The 19,581-nt window shown below is 66.8% G+C and carries 20 protein-coding genes and 1 tRNA gene; 13 read left to right on the top strand and 8 right to left on the bottom strand.

Features of this window, described 5'->3' with window-relative positions; all coding sequences use genetic code 11:
* Positions 1-112: 112 nt before the first annotated feature.
* The 4 genes from LRA87_RS03795 to LRA87_RS03780 are packed head-to-tail and all read left to right on the top strand — an operon-like array spanning position 113 to position 3,033.
* Positions 113-625 (top strand): GNAT family N-acetyltransferase, encoded by a 513-nt coding sequence (locus tag LRA87_RS03795; protein ID WP_230629421.1) that lies wholly within the window; start codon positions 113-115, stop codon positions 623-625.
* A 40-nt stretch (positions 626-665) separates the two neighbouring features.
* Positions 666-1,232, top strand: coding sequence for a DUF1285 domain-containing protein (locus tag LRA87_RS03790; RefSeq protein WP_230629420.1), 567 nt, complete (start codon positions 666-668; stop codon positions 1,230-1,232).
* Positions 1,229-1,825 carry a CoA pyrophosphatase gene (locus LRA87_RS03785; protein ID WP_230629419.1) on the top strand — a complete coding sequence of 199 codons (597 nt, stop codon included), beginning with the start codon at positions 1,229-1,231 and terminating at the stop codon, positions 1,823-1,825. The genes LRA87_RS03790 and LRA87_RS03785 overlap by 4 nt, the downstream gene beginning before the upstream one ends.
* A complete protein-coding gene (locus LRA87_RS03780) occupies positions 1,816-3,033 on the top strand; it encodes a CCA tRNA nucleotidyltransferase (protein ID WP_230629418.1) in 1,218 nt (405 codons plus the stop codon). Before LRA87_RS03785 ends, LRA87_RS03780 begins: the two co-directional genes overlap by 10 nt.
* Here the strand turns inward: LRA87_RS03780 and LRA87_RS03775 are convergent.
* From LRA87_RS03775 to LRA87_RS03765, 3 genes are all read right to left on the bottom strand, one after another.
* Positions 2,949-4,643: a putative bifunctional diguanylate cyclase/phosphodiesterase gene (locus LRA87_RS03775; protein WP_230629417.1), complete on the bottom strand. Its 1,695-nt coding sequence runs from the start codon at positions 4,641-4,643 to the stop codon at positions 2,949-2,951. The two genes, LRA87_RS03780 and LRA87_RS03775, sit on opposite strands and share 85 nt — an antisense overlap.
* A gap of 85 nt (positions 4,644-4,728) precedes the next feature.
* Complete coding sequence (gene parC / locus LRA87_RS03770; RefSeq protein WP_230629416.1) at positions 4,729-6,981, bottom strand: DNA topoisomerase IV subunit A; 2,253 nt, start codon at positions 6,979-6,981, stop codon at positions 4,729-4,731.
* Positions 6,982-6,993: 12 nt separating this feature from the next.
* Positions 6,994-8,184, bottom strand: a complete 1,191-nt coding sequence (locus LRA87_RS03765) for a glycosyltransferase (protein WP_230629415.1) — start codon at positions 8,182-8,184, stop codon at positions 6,994-6,996.
* A 117-nt stretch (positions 8,185-8,301) separates the two neighbouring features.
* Here LRA87_RS03765 and LRA87_RS03760 point away from each other — a divergent pair, with 117 nt between their 5' ends.
* From LRA87_RS03760 to LRA87_RS03745, 4 genes are all read left to right on the top strand, one after another.
* Positions 8,302-9,132 carry an alpha/beta hydrolase gene (locus LRA87_RS03760; protein WP_230629414.1) on the top strand — a complete coding sequence of 277 codons (831 nt, stop codon included), beginning with the start codon at positions 8,302-8,304 and terminating at the stop codon, positions 9,130-9,132.
* Positions 9,129-10,343 carry a kynureninase gene (gene kynU / locus LRA87_RS03755; protein WP_230629413.1) on the top strand — a complete coding sequence of 405 codons (1,215 nt, stop codon included), beginning with the start codon at positions 9,129-9,131 and terminating at the stop codon, positions 10,341-10,343. Before LRA87_RS03760 ends, kynU begins: the two co-directional genes overlap by 4 nt.
* 131 nt (positions 10,344-10,474) lie before the next feature.
* Positions 10,475-10,924 carry a hypothetical protein gene (locus LRA87_RS03750; protein WP_230629412.1) on the top strand — a complete coding sequence of 150 codons (450 nt, stop codon included), beginning with the start codon at positions 10,475-10,477 and terminating at the stop codon, positions 10,922-10,924.
* A 12-nt stretch (positions 10,925-10,936) separates the two neighbouring features.
* Positions 10,937-11,674, top strand: a complete 738-nt coding sequence (locus tag LRA87_RS03745) for a TorF family putative porin (protein ID WP_230629411.1) — start codon at positions 10,937-10,939, stop codon at positions 11,672-11,674.
* 21 nt (positions 11,675-11,695) lie between these two features.
* On the opposite strand, the gene LRA87_RS03740 is transcribed toward LRA87_RS03745, so the two are convergent.
* Complete coding sequence (locus LRA87_RS03740) at positions 11,696-12,406, bottom strand: DUF2490 domain-containing protein (protein ID WP_230629410.1); 711 nt, start codon at positions 12,404-12,406, stop codon at positions 11,696-11,698.
* A 114-nt stretch (positions 12,407-12,520) separates the two neighbouring features.
* Here LRA87_RS03740 and LRA87_RS03735 point away from each other — a divergent pair, with 114 nt between their 5' ends.
* The 4 genes from LRA87_RS03735 to purQ all read left to right on the top strand — a co-directional run bounded on the left by LRA87_RS03735 (position 12,521) and on the right by purQ (position 15,148).
* The gene (locus LRA87_RS03735; RefSeq protein WP_230629409.1) at positions 12,521-13,357 is read left to right on the top strand and encodes a hypothetical protein; all 837 of its coding nucleotides are present in this window, start codon (positions 12,521-12,523) and stop codon (positions 13,355-13,357) included.
* Positions 13,358-13,465: 108 nt separating this feature from the next.
* A complete protein-coding gene (purC, locus tag LRA87_RS03730) occupies positions 13,466-14,245 on the top strand; it encodes a phosphoribosylaminoimidazolesuccinocarboxamide synthase (RefSeq protein WP_163959456.1) in 780 nt (259 codons plus the stop codon).
* A 4-nt stretch (positions 14,246-14,249) separates the two neighbouring features.
* Entirely contained in the window at positions 14,250-14,480 is a 231-nt protein-coding gene (purS, locus tag LRA87_RS03725; protein ID WP_230629408.1) for a phosphoribosylformylglycinamidine synthase subunit PurS, read from the top strand.
* Entirely contained in the window at positions 14,480-15,148 is a 669-nt protein-coding gene (purQ, locus tag LRA87_RS03720; RefSeq protein ID WP_230629407.1) for a phosphoribosylformylglycinamidine synthase subunit PurQ, read from the top strand. Before purS ends, purQ begins: the two co-directional genes overlap by 1 nt.
* Before the next feature lie 7 nt (positions 15,149-15,155).
* Here the strand turns inward: purQ and LRA87_RS03715 are convergent, their stop codons facing one another.
* Entirely contained in the window at positions 15,156-15,896 is a 741-nt protein-coding gene (locus tag LRA87_RS03715) for a queuosine precursor transporter (protein ID WP_230629406.1), read from the bottom strand.
* A gap of 59 nt (positions 15,897-15,955) precedes the next feature.
* On the opposite strand from LRA87_RS03715, the gene LRA87_RS03710 reads away from it, so the two are divergent.
* Positions 15,956-16,032 (top strand) — tRNA-Arg (locus LRA87_RS03710).
* 2 nt (positions 16,033-16,034) lie between these two features.
* On the opposite strand, the gene guaA is transcribed toward LRA87_RS03710, so the two are convergent.
* The 3 genes from guaA to LRA87_RS03695 form a co-directional block, all read right to left on the bottom strand.
* A complete protein-coding gene (gene guaA, locus LRA87_RS03705) occupies positions 16,035-17,591 on the bottom strand; it encodes a glutamine-hydrolyzing GMP synthase (RefSeq protein ID WP_230629405.1) in 1,557 nt (518 codons plus the stop codon).
* Between the two features lie 250 nt (positions 17,592-17,841).
* Positions 17,842-18,264, bottom strand: a complete 423-nt coding sequence (rplQ, locus tag LRA87_RS03700; protein WP_230629404.1) for a 50S ribosomal protein L17 — start codon at positions 18,262-18,264, stop codon at positions 17,842-17,844.
* Between the two features lie 242 nt (positions 18,265-18,506).
* Positions 18,507-19,574, bottom strand: a complete 1,068-nt coding sequence (locus LRA87_RS03695; protein ID WP_230629403.1) for a DNA-directed RNA polymerase subunit alpha — start codon at positions 19,572-19,574, stop codon at positions 18,507-18,509.
* Between the last annotated feature and the right edge of the window lie 7 nt (positions 19,575-19,581).

The following is a 19,581-nucleotide window of genomic DNA, read 5'->3' as shown; positions in this document are numbered from 1 at the left end:
CACGCCACGGACAGTCACCACTTGCGAATCGCGCGCGCATTCCGCTTGCGTTCAAAGCGTCAACGTCTCATGCGCGCGGCCCGCCCGCATCGGGCCGACAAGGACAGCCGCCGTGATCGCTTTCGTGCCGCTCAGCACCGTCGACGGAGCCGCCGTGGAGGCGCTGCTCGACCGCGCATTCGGTTCCGATCGCCACGCACGCACGGCCTACAAGGTCCGCGGCGATGCGGCCCCGCTTGCCGGTCTCAGCCTCGCCGCACGGGACGACGACGTGCTGATCGGCACGGTCCAATGCTGGCCCATCCATCTGCATGGCGATGACGGCAGGCGCTACGATCTGGTGATGATCGGCCCCGTCGCGGTAGAGCCGGAGCGTCAGCGCGACGGCATCGGCCGGCAATTGATGATGCAGGCGCTGGCGGCGGCGAAGGTCGAAGGGTCGGATGGCGCCTTGATGCTGATCGGCGATCCCGAATATTATGGCCGTTTCTTCGGGTTCGACGCGACGCATACCGGCGGGTGGCGGTTGCCCGGTCCGGTCGAGCGCCACCGGCTGCTGGCGCGTGGCGACGACGTGCCCGCCGTTGCGGGAATGCTCGGCCCGGTCGTCACCGCGCCCACCTGAGCGCCTTTACGCAAGGCCCTGCACACCCTACCTCGCCAGCATGCCGATGGAGGATATCCCCGATCTCGCCAGTCTCGACCTTGCCGGGATCGCCGCGCTCGTCGAACAGCGGCGATTGCCGCCGGTGGAACAGTGGAACCCGACGCATTGCGGCGACAGCGAGATGCGGATCGCGCGCGACGGAACGTGGTTTCATCAGGGATCGCCGATCGGCCGGATCGCGATGGTACGCCTGTTCTCGACGATCCTGCGACGCGAGGCCGACGGCGGCTATGTGCTGGTCACGCCGGTCGAGAAGCTCGACATCGTGGTGGAGGATGCCCCCTTCGTCGCGGTGGAGATGAAGGTGGATGGCGACGGTGCCGACGCGCGCCTGATTTTCCGCCTCAACACCGGCGACCTCGTCACCGCATCCGCCGCGCATCCGCTGCGCTTTGCCACGGATGCCGATGGCCCCCGCCCCTATCTGCACGTCCGTGGCGGGCTCGAGGCGCTGGTGGCGCGATCCGTCTATTACGACCTTGCCGCCCGCGCACTTGATGGGGAAGACGATAGACCGGGCGTCTGGAGCGATGGCGCCTTCTTCCCGCTGGAACCCGGCGCGTGACACTCGCCCGACGGCTGACGGCAGCTCTCGACCGCGGACGCACGTCCAAGCCCGTGCTGCTCACCGGCGATTTCCGCGAACTGGACGCACGCGACGAGTCGGATATGACCCCCGCCGCGGTGCTGGTCGCGATCACCGACCGCGACCGGCCAGGCGTCCTGCTGACACAGCGGACCGATACGCTGCGCAACCATGCCGGACAGGTCGCCTTTCCCGGCGGGCGGCTCGACCCGAACGAAACCTCGATCGCGGCGGCCCTGCGCGAGGCGGAAGAGGAGATCGCCCTGCCCCGGACACTGGTGACGGTGTTGGGAGAGGTCGACCGGTATCGCACCGTCACCGGCTTCACCGTCACACCGGTGCTGGCGGTCGTGCCGCCCGATGTGCCGCTGGTACCGAGCGAGGCGGAGGTCGCCGCGGTGTTCGAGGTGCCGCTCGACTTCCTGCTCGATCCCGCCAATCAGGTCGAGGCGAGCGCGATGTTCCGCGGCGAGATGAGACATTATCATGAGATCATTTGGCAGGACCGCCGCATCTGGGGCGCGACGGCGGCGATGATCGTCAACCTGTCGCGGCGGCTCGCATGGGCGTGACGCTCGATCTCGACCGCATCCGGGCGTTGCCGGGTTTCGAGGGGCTGGTCGACGCGCTCGGCGGTCCGGCGATGGTCCGGCTGGTCGGCGGTGTCGTGCGCGACACGCTACTCGGCATCGAACCCGCCGATGTCGATCTGGCGACATCGCTGCTGCCCGAAGCGGTACTGGCGGCGCTGAAGACCGCCGGCATACGCGCGGTGCCGACCGGGCTCGCGCATGGCACCGTTACGGCCATCCTGCCGTCGGGCCCGATCGAGGTGACGACGCTGCGGCGCGACGTATCTACCGATGGGCGGCACGCCGTCGTTGCGTTCACCGACGCCTGGGTCGACGATGCCGCTCGGCGCGATTTCACGATCAACGCGCTCTACGCCGATCCCCGTACCGGGCAGATTTACGATTATTTCCACGGGCTGGACGATCTCGCTGCCGCCCGGGTGCGGTTCATCGGCGATCCCTACGGGCGCATTGCCGAGGATCACCTGCGGATCCTGCGCTTCTTCCGCTTCCATGCCCGCTTCGGCGAGACGATCGATGCCGATGGCCTGGCCGCCTGTGCGGCACGCACGAACGATCTGATGGCGCTGTCACGGGAACGGATCGCCGCCGAGGTGCTCAGGCTGCTGGTCGCGCGACACGCCGTACCCGTGGTGGCGCTGATGATCGAGCATGGCATCTTTCGCGCCGTCCTGCCGGAAATCACGGATGGCACCCGGTTCGCGGCACTGGTCGCGCATGAGGCCGCCGCCGCCATCCCGCCCGACCCGATCCGCCGGCTTGCCGCCCTGCTGCCGCCGGACGCCACGGAGTCGGTCGGCGCGCGATTGAGGCTGTCGAACGCGGATCGGAAGCGCCTGATCGGTGCGGCTTCCGGTGTGGGAGACGAAGGGCCGCACGCGCTCGCCTATCGGGTCGGCGTCGCCGGGGCGATCGATCGGTTGCTGCTGGCCGGCGACCCCGGTGTCGCATCGGTCCGCGACTGGATTCCGCCGGTGCTACCGATCGGCGGCGGCGCGCTGGTACAACGCGGTCTGCGCAAGGGGCCGGAGGTGATCGCGACGCTCCGCCAGATCGAGACTGCGTGGATCGCCGAAGGTTTCCCCGAACAGCCGCGCGTCGATCAGCTGGCCGACGAGGCGGTCGCCGATGCCCGCGCGGCGACGATCATCGACAACGCATCGGCCGCCTCCAGCGGACGCGCATAAAGATAGCCCTGACCATAGGTGCAGCCGAGCGCCGCCAGCGTTTGCGCCAGTTCGTTGCTTTCGACGCCCTCCGCCGTCGTCTTCATGCCGAGCGCCTGCGCCAGGCTGAGCACGGCGCGTACGATCGCGATCTTGTCGCGGTCCGCCAGCATGCCCGACACGAAACTGCGGTCGATCTTCAGAATATCGATCGGCAGCTTCTGCAGATAGGCGAGGTTCGAATAACCGGTGCCGAAATCGTCCATCGCCAGTGTCGTGCCGAGCGCCTTCAGCGCATGCATGATGCCGGCGATACGGTCGGGATCGCTCACGATCGCGCTTTCGGTCAGCTCCAGATTGAAGCGGCTGCCGGCCAGGTTATGGCGGATCAACGCTGCCTCGACCACCGGGGCTATGTCGTCGCGCTGCATCTGGATAGCGGACAGGTTGACGGCGACGCGCATCCCGCAGTCACCGCCGCATTCCTCGTCCCACCAGCGCAGCGTTCGCGCGGCTTCGTCCATCGCCCAGCGGCCGAGCGGGACGATCAGTCCCGATTCCTCGGCGACGGGAATGAACGCACTGGGTTCGTGCTCGACACCCGATTCGTCGCGCCAGCGGGCCAGCGCCTCGAACGAGACGATCGATCCGCTCGCCAGATCGCAGATCGGCTGGAAGGCGAGGCGCAGCTGGCGTTCCTCGATCGCGCGGCGCAGCGCGGTTTCCATCGCGAACTGTTCCCGCGCCAGCGCGAACGCCTGTGTTTGATAGCTTTCGACCTGCCGGCCCGTCTTCGCCCGCTTGACCGCGAATTGCGCGTTGCGGATCAGTTCCTCGACATCGTCGATCGCATCGTTGCCGTGCGCGATGCCGATCGAGCATTCGACCCCGATCTCGTAATCGCTCAGGCGGAACGGTGCTGACAGCGCCCGCTGGATGCGTTCGGCGAGCCGCGTCGCTTCGGCAGGATCGTCGTCGACCGCCATCAGGATGCCGAATTCGTCGCCGCCGATCCGCGCCAGCGAATCGCGCGCGCGGAGCGCCCCCTTGATGCGCCGCGCGACCGTGATCAGCAGTTCGTCGCCCGCAAGGCCGCCCAGGCAGGCGTTCAGTCGCCCGAACCGGTCGAGGTCGATGACCAGCACGGCATGCCCGCCGCGATCGGCCTGCACCGCCTCGATCATGTCGCTGAAGCCTTCGCGGTTCGGCAGGCCGGTCAGGCTGTCGGTCGTCATCTCCCGCCGCAGCGATCGTTCGGTATGGACCTGCGCGGTCAGGTCGATGAAGGCGACCTGGCATCGGTCGCGCAGGGCGGGTGTCGGCCGCGCCAGCGTAACCCGATAATAACGCGAATCGATCACCTGTCCGATCGACCAGTCGAAATCGCTGCGGACGTCGGTGGATCGCAAAAACGCGTCGATCCGGCTGCTGAGCAGCGCCAGCATCGGCGACCGGTCCGCATTCACGCCCAGTCCGGCCAGCCGATAGGCGCGATTGACCGCAAGAAATTCGAACGCCGGCCCCGCGCGAACGACCTGCACCGTCGGGATCGGGATCAATTCTAGATCGCGCTCGAACAGATCCGGCCCGTCGATCGGTTGGGGGAACATGTCGGACGAGGCGGTTGCCATAGAGCCCGTGTAGGCATGGTTCGTTAAGAGCGACTGAAAATCCCGCTATTATGTCAGACAGCGGCGCCCGTCGGGCCGACTGACGTCAGCTGCCGAACCGATTGTCACGCGGAAAACCGGTCGGCGGCGTCCGTCCCGCCGCACCGCGGGCGGTCCGCCACAGCGACAGATCGCTTTCGGTACGCGTGCGTCCGGTGCCCCCACCCATCGGCCAGCTCATTCCCTCGGCGAACACGAACGTGGTCGCGTCCGACAGGCTGCCTTCGCGGAAACGCTGGATCTGCACGCCCTGTCCGCGGCTCATCACCGGCAGTTCGGCAATCGGAAAGACCAGGAATTTGCGGTTGTCGCCGATCGCCGCGACGTAATCGGCGTTGGCGACGACCGGCCGGACGATCAGCAGTCTGGCACCGACACGCGGCGTCATGACCGTCTTGCCCTTGCGCGTCTCGGCAATCACCTCTGCCACCGGCACCCTGAAACCGCGCCCGTCGGTCGCGGCGATCAGCAATTGCTCGATCCCGCGCGCATTCAGAAAGGCGGTGATACCGATGGACCCGTCGAGGTCGATCATCGCCCGCACCGGCTCGCCGAATCCGCGCCCGCCCGGCAGCTTGTCCGCGCCCAGCGTAAAGAACCGGCCGTTCTCCGCCGCGAGCAGCAGCTTGTCCGTCGTCTGCGCGTGAAAGGCGAAGGCGGGACCATCGCCCTCCTTGAACTTCAGCGTCTCGGCCGACGAGAGATCGCCATGCCCCTTCATCGCGCGAATCCAGCCGCGCTGCGACAGGATGACGGTGATCGGCTCGCGCTCGATCATCGCCTCCAGCGGAATGTCGCGCGTCGGCGCGGCTTCCTCGATCGTCGTTCGCCGCGCCCCCAGCGCCGTTTCCGGCCCGTAGCGGTCGCGCACCTTCTTCAGGTCACGCTTCATCCGCCGCTTCTGCTTGGCCGGATCGGCGAGCAGGCTCTCCAGCTCGCCGCGTTCCTTGTCGAGCTTGTCGCGCTCGCCGCGGATCTCGAATTCTTCCAGCCGACGCAAACTGCGCAGCCGCATGTTGAGGATCGCCTCCGCCTGCCGGTCGGTCAGGCTGAATTCGGCGATCATCACCTGCTTCGGCTCGTCTTCGGTCCGGATGATCTCGATCACCCGGTCGAGGTTGAGATAGGCGACCAGATAGCCTTCGAGCAGCTCGATCCGGTCGGCGATCTTGCCCAGCCGATGCCGCGTGCGTCGTTCCAGCACCACGAACTGATGCTCGACCCAAGCCTTCAGCGCCCCGCCCAGCGACATCACCCGCGGCGTGCGATCCTTGTCGAGCACGTTGAGGTTCAGGCTGATCCGCGTCTCCAGATCGGAAAAGCGGAACAGTCCGTCCATCAGCACCTGCGGATCGACCGTGCGGCTGCGCGGCTCCAGCACGATGCGCACCTCGGCATCCGATTCGTCGCGCACGTCGGTCAGGATCGGAAATTTCTTGTCGTTGATCAGGCCGGCGATCTGTTCGATCAGCTTGCCCTTCTGCACGCCGTACGGAATCTGGCTGACAACCACCTGCCATCCGCCGCCCTTCTCACGCTCGATTGACCAACGCGCGCGCACCCGGAAGCCGCCGCGCCCGGTGGCGTAGCTTTCCGCGATCACCGCTGCCGGATCGACCACCAGCCCGCCGGTCGGAAAATCCGGACCCTTCACATAGTCCAGCACCGCCACGTCGGGCGCGTCGGGCTTGTCGACCAGCATGATCGCGGCATCGAGCAGTTCGGCGGCATTATGCGGCGGGATGCTGGTGGCCATGCCGACCGCGATGCCACTCGCGCCGTTCGCCAGCAGATTGGGGAACAGGCCGGGGAACAGCTCCGGTTCCTGATCCTCGCCATTATAGGTCGGGCGATAGGCGACGGCGTCTTCGTCCAGCCCGTCCATCAGGTCGATCGCGACCTGCGTCAGCCGGGCCTCGGTGTAGCGGTAGGCAGCGGCGTTATCGCCGTCGATGTTGCCGAAATTGCCCTGTCCGTCGACCAGCGGATAGCGCAGCGAGAACGTCTGCGCGAGGCGGACCATCGCATCGTAGACCGACTGGTCGCCATGCGGATGGTATTTGCCGATGACGTCGCCGACGACGCGAGCGCATTTCTTGTAACCCTGCGATGGATCGAGCTTCAGCAGCCGCATCGCCCACAGAAGACGCCTGTGAACAGGCTTCAGGCCATCGCGCACATCCGGCAACGATCGCGCGGTGATCGTCGACAATGCATAGACCAGATAGCGGTCGGACAGAGCGGTATCGAACGGCGCATCGAGGATGCCGATCGGGGGTTCCTGAAAGTCGGTGGCCATATCGGGAACACCCTAAGCGGCAGGGCCGGAAACGGCAACGTCCCCTACTGCGGCCGCCAATAGCGCCCGATGTTGCCGCCCGGTCTCGCGCCAGTCGTAGCGTTCGGCATAGACCCGCGTCGTCGCCCGATCCGGCAGCGCGTTCAGCAAACGCGCCACCGCATCCCGAATCGCACCTGCGGACCGATCCGCGCTCAGCAATCCCGCCTCGGGCACTTTCACCACCTCGGGCGAACCCCAGACCGGCGTCGCGACCAGCGGCGTGCCGCATGCCAGCGCTTCCAGCAGCACGTTGGCGATCCCTTCGCGATCCGCGCAGTTCAGCGCGACGTCCGCCGCACCGTACAGGTCGGGCAACTGCTGCTGCTCGACATGGCCAAGGAACCGCACACGATCCGCCACGCCCAGCTCGACCGCCAGCGTCCGCAGCGCCGTGTCGCGCGGCCCGTCGCCCGCGATCATCAGCGTGCATTCCGGCAGGTCCGCCACCGCCCGGATCGCCAGATCATGCCCCTTGCGATCGATCAGATGCCCGACCGAGAGCAATGCAGGTCCCTCGATCCCCAGTTCGCGGCGCAACGCCGCCCGATCCGCCGGCGGCCGGAACAGAACGAGGTCGACGCCATGTTCCACCACGCTCACCTTGTCCGCCGCCGCACCCAGTGCCAGCAGTTCGTCGCGCAGCGCCCCGCACACCGTCGTCACCGCCGCCGCCCGCTCCACGGCCCGCAGGATCATGCGCCGCTCCGCGCGATGCTGCGGGATCAGGCTGACGTCCGTGCCGAGCGCGCTCATCAGATACGGCCGCCCGAACGCCCGCGCCAACAGCCCCGCAGCCACCCCGTCCGGGTACAGGTAATAGCTGTCGATCACATCGAAATCGAACGTCCGGCGCAGCTTGGCGATATGCGGATACAGCGCCGCCGCCATCAGGCCGGGTGCCGCCATCATCCCGACCTTCGGCACCACCGGATACCGCGGATGGCTCACCGCGACCCCGCGCCGCACCGCCTCGCGCGGCGCCTGCGCGAATGCCGCGTAGCGACCGAAGATCGCATTCACGCTCGGGAACCACGGCACCGGTGCGACCACCCGCACCTCGTCGCCGGGTGCGACCAGATGCGCAACGCGGTGCTCGATGAAGATGCCGTGCCGCCGCTGCGCGTCGTTCGGGTACAGGCTGGACAGAACCAGAATCTTCATCGCCGCCCCCTTGCGCTCGCGTAACGAAAGATTGCGTAGCCGCGCCACCCTTAACAACTCGCCTTCGCGCAGGGCAGTGGATGGTCGCCACCACATCGGCTAGCGCGAGAGTCGCCCATGACCGACTATCTCACCTGGCCCGATCTGACCGCCCGTCCGCGCGAAACCCCGGATGCGACGATCGCCTACGGCCCCGATCCACTCCACCGCATCGACCTGTGGCGTCCCGCCGGTGCGGGGCCGCACCCGGTCGTGCTGATGGTCCACGGCGGCTGCTGGCAGACGGGTATCGCCGATCGCCGCCTGATGGACTGGGTCGCCGCCGACCTGCGCAGCACGGGCGTGGCGGTATGGAACATCGATTATCGCGGCGTCGATCGCGACGGCGGCGGCTATCCCGGCACCTTTCGCGACGCGGCAGCCGCAGCCGACCGCCTGCGCGGCGACGCCGCCGCTTATGGCCTCGACGTCAGCCGCATGGTCGCGGTCGGCCATTCCGCCGGTGGCCATCTCGCGCTCTGGCTGGCGGCACAGCCCCGCCTGCCCATCGACAGCCCGCTCCACGATCCCGATCCACTGTCGATCCCCTATGTCATCGTCCTCGGCGGCCTGCCCGATCTCGAAGCGGTCGCTGCCAGTCCCGACAATGGCTGCGGGACGGAGGTGATCGCGCAGCTCGTCGGCGACCGTCCCGCGCCCTTCGCGGACACCTCGATTCCGCCGCTCCTGCCGCTCGGCGTGCCGCAGGCACTTGTCGCCGGCCGCGAGGACAGGATCGTGCCGTATCGCATGGCGGAGGACTATGTCGCCCGCGCCCGCAAGTCCGGCGATGTCGTCAGCCTCCACACCGTCGCCGAAACCGGTCATGTCGAATTGATCGCCCCCGGCACGCCCGCCTGGGCACAAACCCGCACCCTGATCCTCGCCGCCCTCGGAGCCACCGCATGACCCGCGAAGACGCACGCGCCCTCGATGCCGCCGATCCGCTCGCACGCTTTCGCGACCGCTTCGCCTTGCCGAATGGCATCATCTATCTCGACGGCAACTCGCTTGGCGCCCTGCCCCGCGCGGTGCCGGCCGCCATCGCCGACGCGACCACCCGTCAATGGGGCGATCGCCTGATCCGCAGCTGGAACGAAGGCTGGATCGACGCGCCGGAGCGGCTCGGCGCGAAGATCGCCCCCATCATCGGCGCGGCGGCGGACGAGGTCATCGTCGGCGACACCACCTCGACTCATCTGTTCAAGGCGATCGTCGCCGCGCTCCGTCACGATCCCGCCCGCCGGACGGTGCTGAGCGAGGCCGGCAACTTTCCCACCGATCTGCACATCGCCGAGGGCGCGGTCGCCTGCGTCCCCGGCGCGCGGCTGAAGGTGGTCGATCGCGCCGCGCTGGCCGACGCACTGGACGACGACACTGCGCTGCTGCTGCTCACCCATGTCCATTACAAGACGTCCGACCGTTTCGATCTCGCGGCCTGGACCGCCCGCGCGCACGCCGCCGGCGCCCTCGTCCTGTGGGACTTCAGCCACAGCGTCGGCGCGATCCCGCTCGACGTCACCGCCGCAAATGCCGATCTCGCCGTGGGCTGCTCGTATAAATACCTCAACGGCGGCCCCGGCGCACCCGCCTTCCTGTACGTCGCGCGCCGCCATCAGGAGGCGTTCGCCAACCCGGTAAGCGGCTGGATGGGCCATGCCGAACCCTTCGCCTTCCAGGATGGTTATCGCCCTGCCGCCGGAATGAAGCGCTGGCTGGTCGGCACCCCTTCGATCCTCGCCATGGCCAGTCTCGAAGCCGCGCTCGACCTTTGGACCGACATCGACATGGCCGCCCTCACCGCGAAAAGCGCCGCTCTGTTCGATATTCTTGCCGCCGCCGGCGCGCTGGCCGGCCTCGCCTGCGTCAGCCCTGCCGACGCAGCATCGCGCGGCAGCCACATCAGCTTCCGCGCGCCCCATGCCTACGAGCTGACGCAAGCGCTGATCGCCCGCGGCGTCATCGGCGATTTCCGCGACCCGGATATCCTTCGCCTCGGCTTGACCCCGCTCTACCTCAGCCACGAAGACGTCTGGCAGGCCGGCGAACACCTCCGCGCGATCGTCGCGAGCGAGGCATGGCGTGCCCCGGAATTCGGCGAGCGCAACACGGTAACCTGAACTCGCTTTTACATTTTATTGCGCGGCGAAAACGCAGCAACCAACATCCGCTATGCCGCATTGATGGACCATAGGCCCATCGGGCCACCCAACCGATCGGCATGGATCGGACAGATATGAGGAGAGAAACGATGGCCTATCTCTTGACCGCCGGATTGCTGCTGGGCGCCGCGAGCGCCGCGGTCGGCATGACCATCGATCATCAGAGCCGTGTGGATCACCATAGCGGCCCGGTCGCGGCGCAATACCGCGGAACGATCGCGGTGTCGCACCAGCAGGTCGGGGCGGTCGCCCCCGCAGGCAAGATGTCCACCCTGCGCTGCCGATGGGCAGCGAACATGGTCGTCGATCGTCACGCCGTCGCTGCATCGGGTGCGACGATGACCCGTCAGATCGAACGCGAGGCCGTTCTGAAGGGCACGCGACCCGGTTGGTGCAGCACCCACCGCGCCGCCATCGCGCAGGAGGTGGCCGACCGCGCCGCCGACATGAAGGGCCATTTGATCGATCTGGCGCAGGAGGACCATGAGGCACTCCGCAACGAACTCGATCGCATTCATGGCGCGCAGCGTGCAGGCTGACCGGACGCGGGCATGATCGGGCGGATCGCGGGACTGATGGGTGCGCTCGCCTGTGGGCTTGCCGTGCCGGCCCGGGCGCAACTATCACCCTCGGCCGGTGTCGAGATATCGACCGACGAGGTTCGCCGCGGTCTCAGCTGGACGGGTGGCCGCGCGGCGGCCAGTGTGGACGGGCAGGCTGTGGTCGGCCCGATCGACGGCTTGGTGCGGATCGTGACACTTCGCAACAGCGCGCGGCACGGTGATGCCGATGCGGTCGTCGACCTAGGCCTGTCGACGAACTGGGATCTGGGCGGGTTCACCGTTCGGGCGGAAGCGGCCAGCCATCTGTTCGCAGGCGCACGCGGCGGCATGGATTATCACGAGATCGGCGCGTCGGCGGGATACGGCCTTGGCCCGGTCTTCGCGACGCTCGGCACGATAATCGCCCCGTCGCAGCGCGCCATCGGCGGCAGCAACGTCTATGTCTACGCCGCCGCCAATGCCGGCGTGCCGGGCACCCCGTTCACCGTGCTGACGCGGCTGGGGCGATCTTCCGGAGACGTCGACGATCCGGATCGCGCCCGCCGGCTGCGCCCGGACGGTTCGTATATGGACTGGCGTCTTGGCATCGAGCATCGCCGCAATGCGCTGACGCTGGGCCTCGATTACACCGGCACGGATATCGACCGCGACGCCCGGCCCGGCCGCTTCACCGATCTGCGCCACAGTGACGATCGGCTGGTCGGCCGGGTCATGCTAGGCTTCTGAACGCGGTAAGCCCCGGCGAACTCAATCGTTCAGATGCGGGAACAGGACGCCGCGGATATTGATCGTCAGCTGCAGGTTCAGCGCATGGTCCATCTGCGCCCGCGATCCGGAACGTCCCGGTCGGAACTGGTTGAGATACCCGATATCCGCCATCATCTGCTTGCCGATCGGCAGCATCACGCCGACGATGTTGCGCATCCGCTCATAGCCGCTGCGCTGGCCCCAACGCGTTGTGTTGGGCAGGAAGAAGCTTTCGTGGCTGACGAACACCGCGGTCTTCCCTGCACCGATCCGATGATTGTACCGCACCAATGGTCTGATCCGGAATCCGATCTCGTCGCCGCGCGGGCTGAAGCGTTCATCCACGCGGAACCGCGTCGTGATCGGCCCGAACGTCCCCACGACCTGCTGTCGAAACCGGTCCTCGTTGGTTCCCGAATTGCCATTATGCGCACCGACCTTGCGATAGCCGAGGCCCAGCTCAAGGCTCTTGGTCGCCTTGATGCCCAGCAACGCCCCGAATTCGGTCTGGTACAATCCATCCTGGCGATCGCTGAACCGTGCGATCTGTTCCAGCGTGACGCGCACATCCTCGGTCAGCGGCACGTTGGTGTTGATCTGCGTCCACAGCTGCTCGTCCTGCTGTTGCGCGCTTGCGGGCAGAGCGACGATCGCTAGCCCCGCAGCGCAGATCGGGCGCCATGCGGCGCGCAGGATGGACGGATGGGTCACACCTGCCCGTTACGCCGGGGCAACAGCGATGTCACCGCTCATCGCACCTGATGCCCGGCTTGACGCGATATCCTATCAAGCCGATGGTGTATCGACATCGCGGGAGAGAATGCCATGCGCAGGTTCGTTGCAACGGTCGGTATCGCAGCACTCGCGCTGGCAGGATGCAGCAGGGCGCCCGACAGCGCCGAGACCGGCCCGGTATTGGGCAATGCGACCACGGCCGGACTGGCCTTTACCTACGGCTACAGCCTCACTCTTCCTGCACGTGCGATCGACGAATTGCAGGAAGCGCATGCCGCTGCCTGCGAAGCGCTGGGCTCCGAACGCTGCCGTATCACCGGCATCACCTATAACGTCGACCATGCCGGCGACGTGTCGGCCAGCCTGTCCGCCAACGTCGCGGCACCGCTCGCCCGCCGCTTCGGCCGCGACGCGATCACCGCTGCCGAACGCGTCGGCGCGACGCTGACGGGTGCCAATATCGGCGGCACCGAAGCGGCGGAGGAGGTGTCCGCGGCCACTGGCCAGTCCGGCGAGGCGCAGGTCGACCTCGCCCGCATCGACCGTGAACTTGCCCGTTCCGACCTGCCCGCCGCCGAGCGCGCCGAGCTCCAGTCGCAGCGCGCCGTCCGCCTTGCCGATCTGCGCACCGCAGCGGGCACCCGCACCGGAGCGCGGGCCAGCATCGTCACCGCACCCGTCCGCTTCACCTATTCCACCGGTCGCGGCACCGGCTTCGTCAACCGGCTGCGCGATTCGGGCGACACCGCCCTCGGCTCCACCGCCGCCACGCTCGGCGCGGCGCTATGGCTGCTCGCGGTCCTGGGGCCGCCTTTCCTGGGGCTGATCATCCTCGCGCTGCTCTGGCGCCGGTTCGGCCGTCCACTTTGGGCGCGCCTGCTCGCCGCGACGGATCGGCCAGTGGCGCAACCTCGCGATCCGGCATGATCCACACCGATTGCACCCCCGCCCCCCTTCCCTTATAGCCCCGCCCATTCCGGCCCCGGCCCGCGATCCCTCGCGCCGCCGGGGCTGCTCTATTCAGGGGACATGCGCATGGCTCGGCGCCGCCAGATCTACGAAGGCAAGGCCAAGATCCTGTACGAGGGTCCCGAACCCGGCACGCTGATCCAGTATTTCAAGGACGACGCCACCGCCTTCAACGCCCAGAAAAAGGGTACGATCAACGGCAAGGGCGTACTCAACAACCGTATTTCCGAGCACATCTTCACGCTGCTCGACGCGATCGGCGTGCCGACGCACTTCATCCGCCGCCTCAATATGCGCGAACAGCTGATCCGCCAGGTCGAGATCGTGCCGATCGAGGTCGTCGTGCGCAACGTCGCCGCCGGCTCGCTGTCGAAGCGGCTGGGGATCGAAGAGGGCGTCAAGCTGCCCCGCACGATCATCGAATATTATTACAAGGACGATGCGCTCGGCGATCCGATGATCTCCGACGAACATATCGCTGCGTTCGGCTGGGCGAGCCAGGAGGAGATGCACGACATCGCCGACCTCGCGATCCGCGTGAACGACTTCCTCACCGGCCTTTTCGCCGGCGTCGGCATCAAGCTGGTCGACTTCAAGCTCGAATTCGGCCGCATCTGGGACAATGATTACGGCCGCATCATCCTGGCGGACGAGATCAGCCCCGACGGCTGCCGCCTGTGGGACATGGACACCAACGAGAAGATGGACAAGGACCGCTTCCGCCGAGACCTCGGCGGAGAGGCGGAGGCCTATCAGGAGGTCGCGCGCCGCCTCGGCCTGATGCCCGAAGGCGAAGACAGCGCCGTCCTCGATCTCGACAGCCATCGCAAGCGGCGGGGTAAGTAAGCTCATGAAACTGCGTATCTTCGTCACCCTGAAGCCCGGCGTGCTCGACCCGCAGGGCCGCGCCCTCCATCACGCGCTCGGATCGCTCGGATTCGAGGGCGTCGAGGACGTCCGCGCCGGCAAGGTGTTCGAAATCGAAGTCGCCGACGCGACCACGGACGAGGCGATCGACGGCATGTGCCGCCAGTTGCTCGCCAACACCGTCATCGAAAACTACCGGGTGGAGCGCCTGTAATGCAGACCGCGGTCATCGTCTTTCCAGGCTCCAACTGCGACCGCGACCTTGCCGTCGCGCTGGAAGCGGTGACCGGCGTCAAGCCGGCGATGGTCTGGCACGGCGACAGCGAACTGCCGGACGGCATCGGCCTCGTCGCCGTCCCCGGCGGCTTCTCCTACGGCGATTACCTTCGCTCCGGCGCGATCGCTGCCCGCTCGCCGATCATGCGGGCGGTCGTCGAACGGGCGGGTAAGGGACTGCCGGTGCTCGGCGTCTGCAACGGCTTTCAGGTGCTGACCGAAGCCGGCCTGCTGCCCGGCGCGCTGATGCGCAATGCCGGGCTGAACTTCGTCTGCCGCGATGTCGCGCTGACGGTGGATAACGCGCAATCGGCCTTCACCAGCCGCTATGGCGCCGGCGAGACGATCACCGTTCCCGTCGCGCACCATGACGGCAATTACTTCGCCGACGACGCGACGCTCGACCGACTCGAAGGCGAAGGCCGCGTCGCCTTCCGCTATGGCGAGCAGGTCAACGGCTCGGCGCGCAACATCGCCGGTATCCTCAACGCGGACGGCAACGTCCTCGGCATGATGCCCCACCCCGAGCGCAAGATCGAGACTGCCCACGGCGGGACCGACGGGCGACGCCTTTTCGAAGGCGTGCTGGAAACGATCGGGGCCTGAGCCCGTCCTACACACGTGCGCGGAACGGCGTGAAGTCGGTCTCGCGATCGAACACATCCACACCCTCCGCCCGCTTCAGCGCTCCCACGATGGCGTAGGTCAGCGGCGTCAGCACGACCTCCCACGCCACCTTCAACGCCCATTGCGTCAGCATGACCGTCACCACCAGACCCGGTGTGAACCCCTCCGCGCGGAGGAACGCGAGCGGGTAGAAGATCAGGCTGTCCACCCCCTCCCCCAGCACCGTAGAACCGATCGTGCGCGCCCATAGATGCTTGCCGTCGCTCCACAGCTTCATCCGCGCCATGACGTAGGAATTGACGAATTCGCCCGCCCAGAAGGCGCAGACGCTGGCCAGCACGATCCGCGGCACCTGGCCGAAGATCGTCGCATAGGCCGCCTGGTTGGTCCATGTCGGCGCCGGCGGCAGCGCGACGACGATCCAGCTCATGAAGGCCATGAACACCACGGCGGCGGTGCCGGCCCAGATCACGCGGCGCGCACGCGCATAGCCATAGACCTCGGTCAGCACGTCGCCGATGACATAGCTGATGGGGAAAAAAAGGATGCCGGCGCCGAACGGCCACGGCCCGATCCCCGGCAGTACGATCTGCGCGACCTTGCCCGCGCCGATCACGTTCGACAGCAGCAGGATCGCGACGAACGCCGCCATGACGAAATCGTAATAGCGAAACACCCGTCCGCTCATCGCGCCCGCGTCAACCGCCGGATCAACCGCATCGTTCATGGACCGCGACTATATGGCTGTTCCCGTTCCGCGCAATCCGCGCTATCCGGCCCCGGCGCGCGCCCGTAGTTCAACTGGATAGAGCACGAGCCTTCTAAGCTTGGAGTTGCAGGTTCGAGTCCTGCCGGGCGCGCCAGCTCATTCCCACTCGATCGTGCCGGGCGGCTTCGACGTATAGTCGTAGACGACGCGGTTGACGCCCTTCACCTCGTTGACGATCCGCGTCGCCACCCGAGGCAGGAAGTCGCTGGGGAAGTCGAACACCTCCGCCGTCATGCCGTCCGTGGACGTTACCGCGCGCAGCGCGAGGACGTAATCGTAGGTGCGGCCGTCGCCCATCACGCCGACCGTGCGGACCGGCAGCAACACCGCGAACGCCTGCCAGATCGCATCGTAGAGGCCGGCGTTGCGGATTTCTTCGAGATACACCGCGTCGGCCTTGCGCAGGATGTCGCAACGTTCCCTTGTGACCTCGCCGGGTATGCGGATAGCGAGGCCGGGTCCGGGGAACGGATGGCGACCGACGAACACGTCGGGCAGACCCAGTTCGCGACCCAGCGCGCGCACCTCGTCCTTGAACAATTCGCGCAAGGGCTCGACGAGCTTCATGTTCATGCGTTCGGGCAGGCCACCGACATTGTGGTGGCTCTTGATCGTCACCGACGGACCGCCGGTGAAGCTGACGCTCTCGATCACGTCGGGATAGAGCGTGCCCTGCGCCAGGAACTCCGCGCCGCCGATCTTCTTGGCTTCGCCTTCGAAGACGTCGATGAAGGTCTTGCCGATGAACTTGCGCTTGGCCTCGGGATCGGTGACGCCGGCAAGGCCGTTCATGAACAGCGTCTGCGCCTGCACATGGACGAGCGGGATGTTGTAATGGCCCCGGAACAGGCCGACGACCTGCTCCGCCTCCCCTGCCCGCAGGATGCCGCCGTCGACGAAGACGCAGGTCAGCTGGTCGCCGATCGCCTCGTGGATCAACAGCGCAGCGACCGAGGAATCGACACCGCCGGACAGGCCGCAGATGACCTTGCCCTTGCCGACCTGTTCGCGGATCTCCGCGATCTTCGCGTCGCGGAATTCAGCCATCGTCCAGTCGCCCTTGAGGCCGCAGACGTGGCGGGCAAAGTTGGCGATCAGCTTGCCGCCATCCGGGGTGTGGACGACCTCGGGGTGGAACTGGACGCCGTAAAACCGGCGCGCCTCGTCGGCGACGATCGCGAACGGCGCGCCTTCCGAGGTGGCAACGGGGACGAAACCGGGGGGAAGCGCGTCGACCTTGTCGCCGTGGCTCATCCACACCTGATGGCGCTCCCCCTCCGCCCACAGGCCGTGGAACAACCCGCAGTCGGACTTCACGTCGACGAACGCCTTGCCGAACTCGCCGCCGTCGCCGGAGATGATCACGTTGCCGCCGAGCTGTGCGCTCATCAACTGCTGGCCGTAGCAGATGCCGAGGATGGGCACGCCGGCTTCGAAGAACCGCTGCGGGGCGCGGGGCGACGTGGCGAGCGTGACCGATGCGGGGCCTCCGGACAGGATGATCCCGGCCGGCTGCATCCGGTCGAAGGCTTCCTCGGCGGACTGGAAGGGAGCGATTTCGCTATAGACGCCGGCTTCGCGGACGCGACGGGCGATGAGCTGGGTCACCTGGCTGCCGAAATCGACGATGAGGATGCTGTCGGGGTGCTGCATGGGCGCAGGCCTTAGCGGCGCAGCCGCACAAGGCCAAGCCCGGCCGGCGGGGCATGGCCCCGTCTGACGACGCGGCTTTACCGCGACGCGATTGGGATACGCCCTCACATGCCGCAAAACGAAAAAGGCCGCACCATCGCTGGTACGGCCTCCTCCTATTGCAGCGACCCGGCAAAGCCGTGTCGTCGGACGTCGCTTTTCGCGACGCCGGCCGGACGAGGCTTTGGCCTCGACCCAGCTTCGCCGGCTTTTATGCCGCCTCGTCGAAATCCTCGTCCGACTGGACGGGACCCGAATCCTGGCCCTTCGCCGACACGTCGCGATCGACGAACTCGATGATCGCCATCGGCGAGGCGTCCGATGCACGGATGCCGGCCTTGATGATTCGGGTGTAGCCGCCGTTGCGATCGGCGTAGCGCGACGCGAGAACGTCGAACAGCTTCACCAGCTGCGCATCGTCGAGCAAACGCGCATGCGCCAGACGACGGTTGGACAGGCCACCCTTCTTCGCCAGCGTGATCAGCTTCTCGACGTAGGGACGCAGTTCCTTCGCCTTGGCGACGGTGGTGGTGATCTGCTCATGCTTGATGAGCGCGGCCGACATGTTGCGGAACAGGGCCGTACGATGGGCCGAGGTACGCTGCAGCTTACGACCGCCAACGCGATGACGCATGGGTAATTCCTTCGTTCGTTAAGGGGCCGTTCGAGGTACCCCAGAGCCGGTGGCATATGAGGCAGCCACCCTTTGCCTGTCTTGTTACCTCTCCCGCACGAGCTTGGGAGAGGGTTGGGAAAAGGCGGTACGGCAAAGCCCCGCACCGGTCACGTCGAACGGGTCAGTGTCGCGGCTTGGCCGCTTCCCTGCCCGTCGGCCGTGCTGATCGCAGGCGGATAGCTCGCGCTATCCGCCTGCGATCAGCCCATGATTTCCTGCTCGAGCTTCTTCGCCATCTCTTCGATGTTCTCGGGCGGCCAGCCCGGGATTTCCATGCCGAGGCGCAGACCCATCGAAGACAACACTTCCTTGATCTCGTTCAACGACTTGCGGCCGAAGTTCGGGGTCCGGAGCATCTCGGCCTCGGTCTTGCCGACCAGATCTCCGATATAGATGATGTTGTCGTTCTTGAGGCAGTTGGCCGAACGCACCGACAGTTCGAGCTCGTCGACCTTCTTGAGAAGGTAACGATTGATCTGCTGGGTATCGCCCGCCGTCTCGCCGCCAGCCGCCGGAGCAGCCGCCTGGCCGATCGGAGCGGACGAACGCGTGATCGACGAATCGTCGAAGTGAACGAACAGCGCGAGCTGGTCCTGAAGGATGCGGCCGGCATAGGCCACCGCGTCTTCCGGGGTCACCGTGCCGTCGGTCTCGATCGTCAGCGTCAGCTTGTCGTAATCCAGGTCCTGTCCGACGCGGGTCGGGTCGACCTTGTAGGATACCTGACGTACCGGCGAGTATAGCGCATCGACCGGGATCAGACCGATCGGCGCATCGGCCGGACGGTTTGCGGTCGCAGGCACGTAGCCCTTACCGATGTCGGCGGTCAGCTCCATGTTGAGCGTCGCACCTTCATCGAGATGGCACAGCACCAGCTCGGGGTTCATCACTTCGATGTCGCCCGACACGGCGATGTCGCCGGCCTTCACTTCGCCGGGACCCGTTGCGGAAAGCTGGAGGCGCTTCGGCCCCTCGCCCTGCATGCGGATCGCGATCTGCTTGACGTTCAGAACGATGTCGGTGACGTCCTCGCGAACGCCCGCCAGGCTGGAGAATTCGTGCAGCACGTTCTCGATCTTGATCGAGGTCACGGCGGCACCCTGCAGCGAGGAGAGCAACACGCGACGCAGCGCGTTGCCGAGTGTCAGGCCGAAGCCACGCTCCAGCGGCTCGGCCACGAAGCTAGCCTTGCGCTTGCCATCGCCGCCCTTCTTCTCAAGGCCGTTGGGCTTCTTCAGTTCCTGCCAGTTCTTTGCATTGACAGACACAGGTGTC

It is taken from the genome of Sphingomonas sp. Leaf37 (assembly GCF_920939475.1).
GTDB lineage: Bacteria > Pseudomonadota > Alphaproteobacteria > Sphingomonadales > Sphingomonadaceae > Sphingomonas.
The sequence above is the reverse complement of the archived record's forward strand: the minus strand, read 5'-3'. Positions and strand labels throughout refer to the sequence as shown.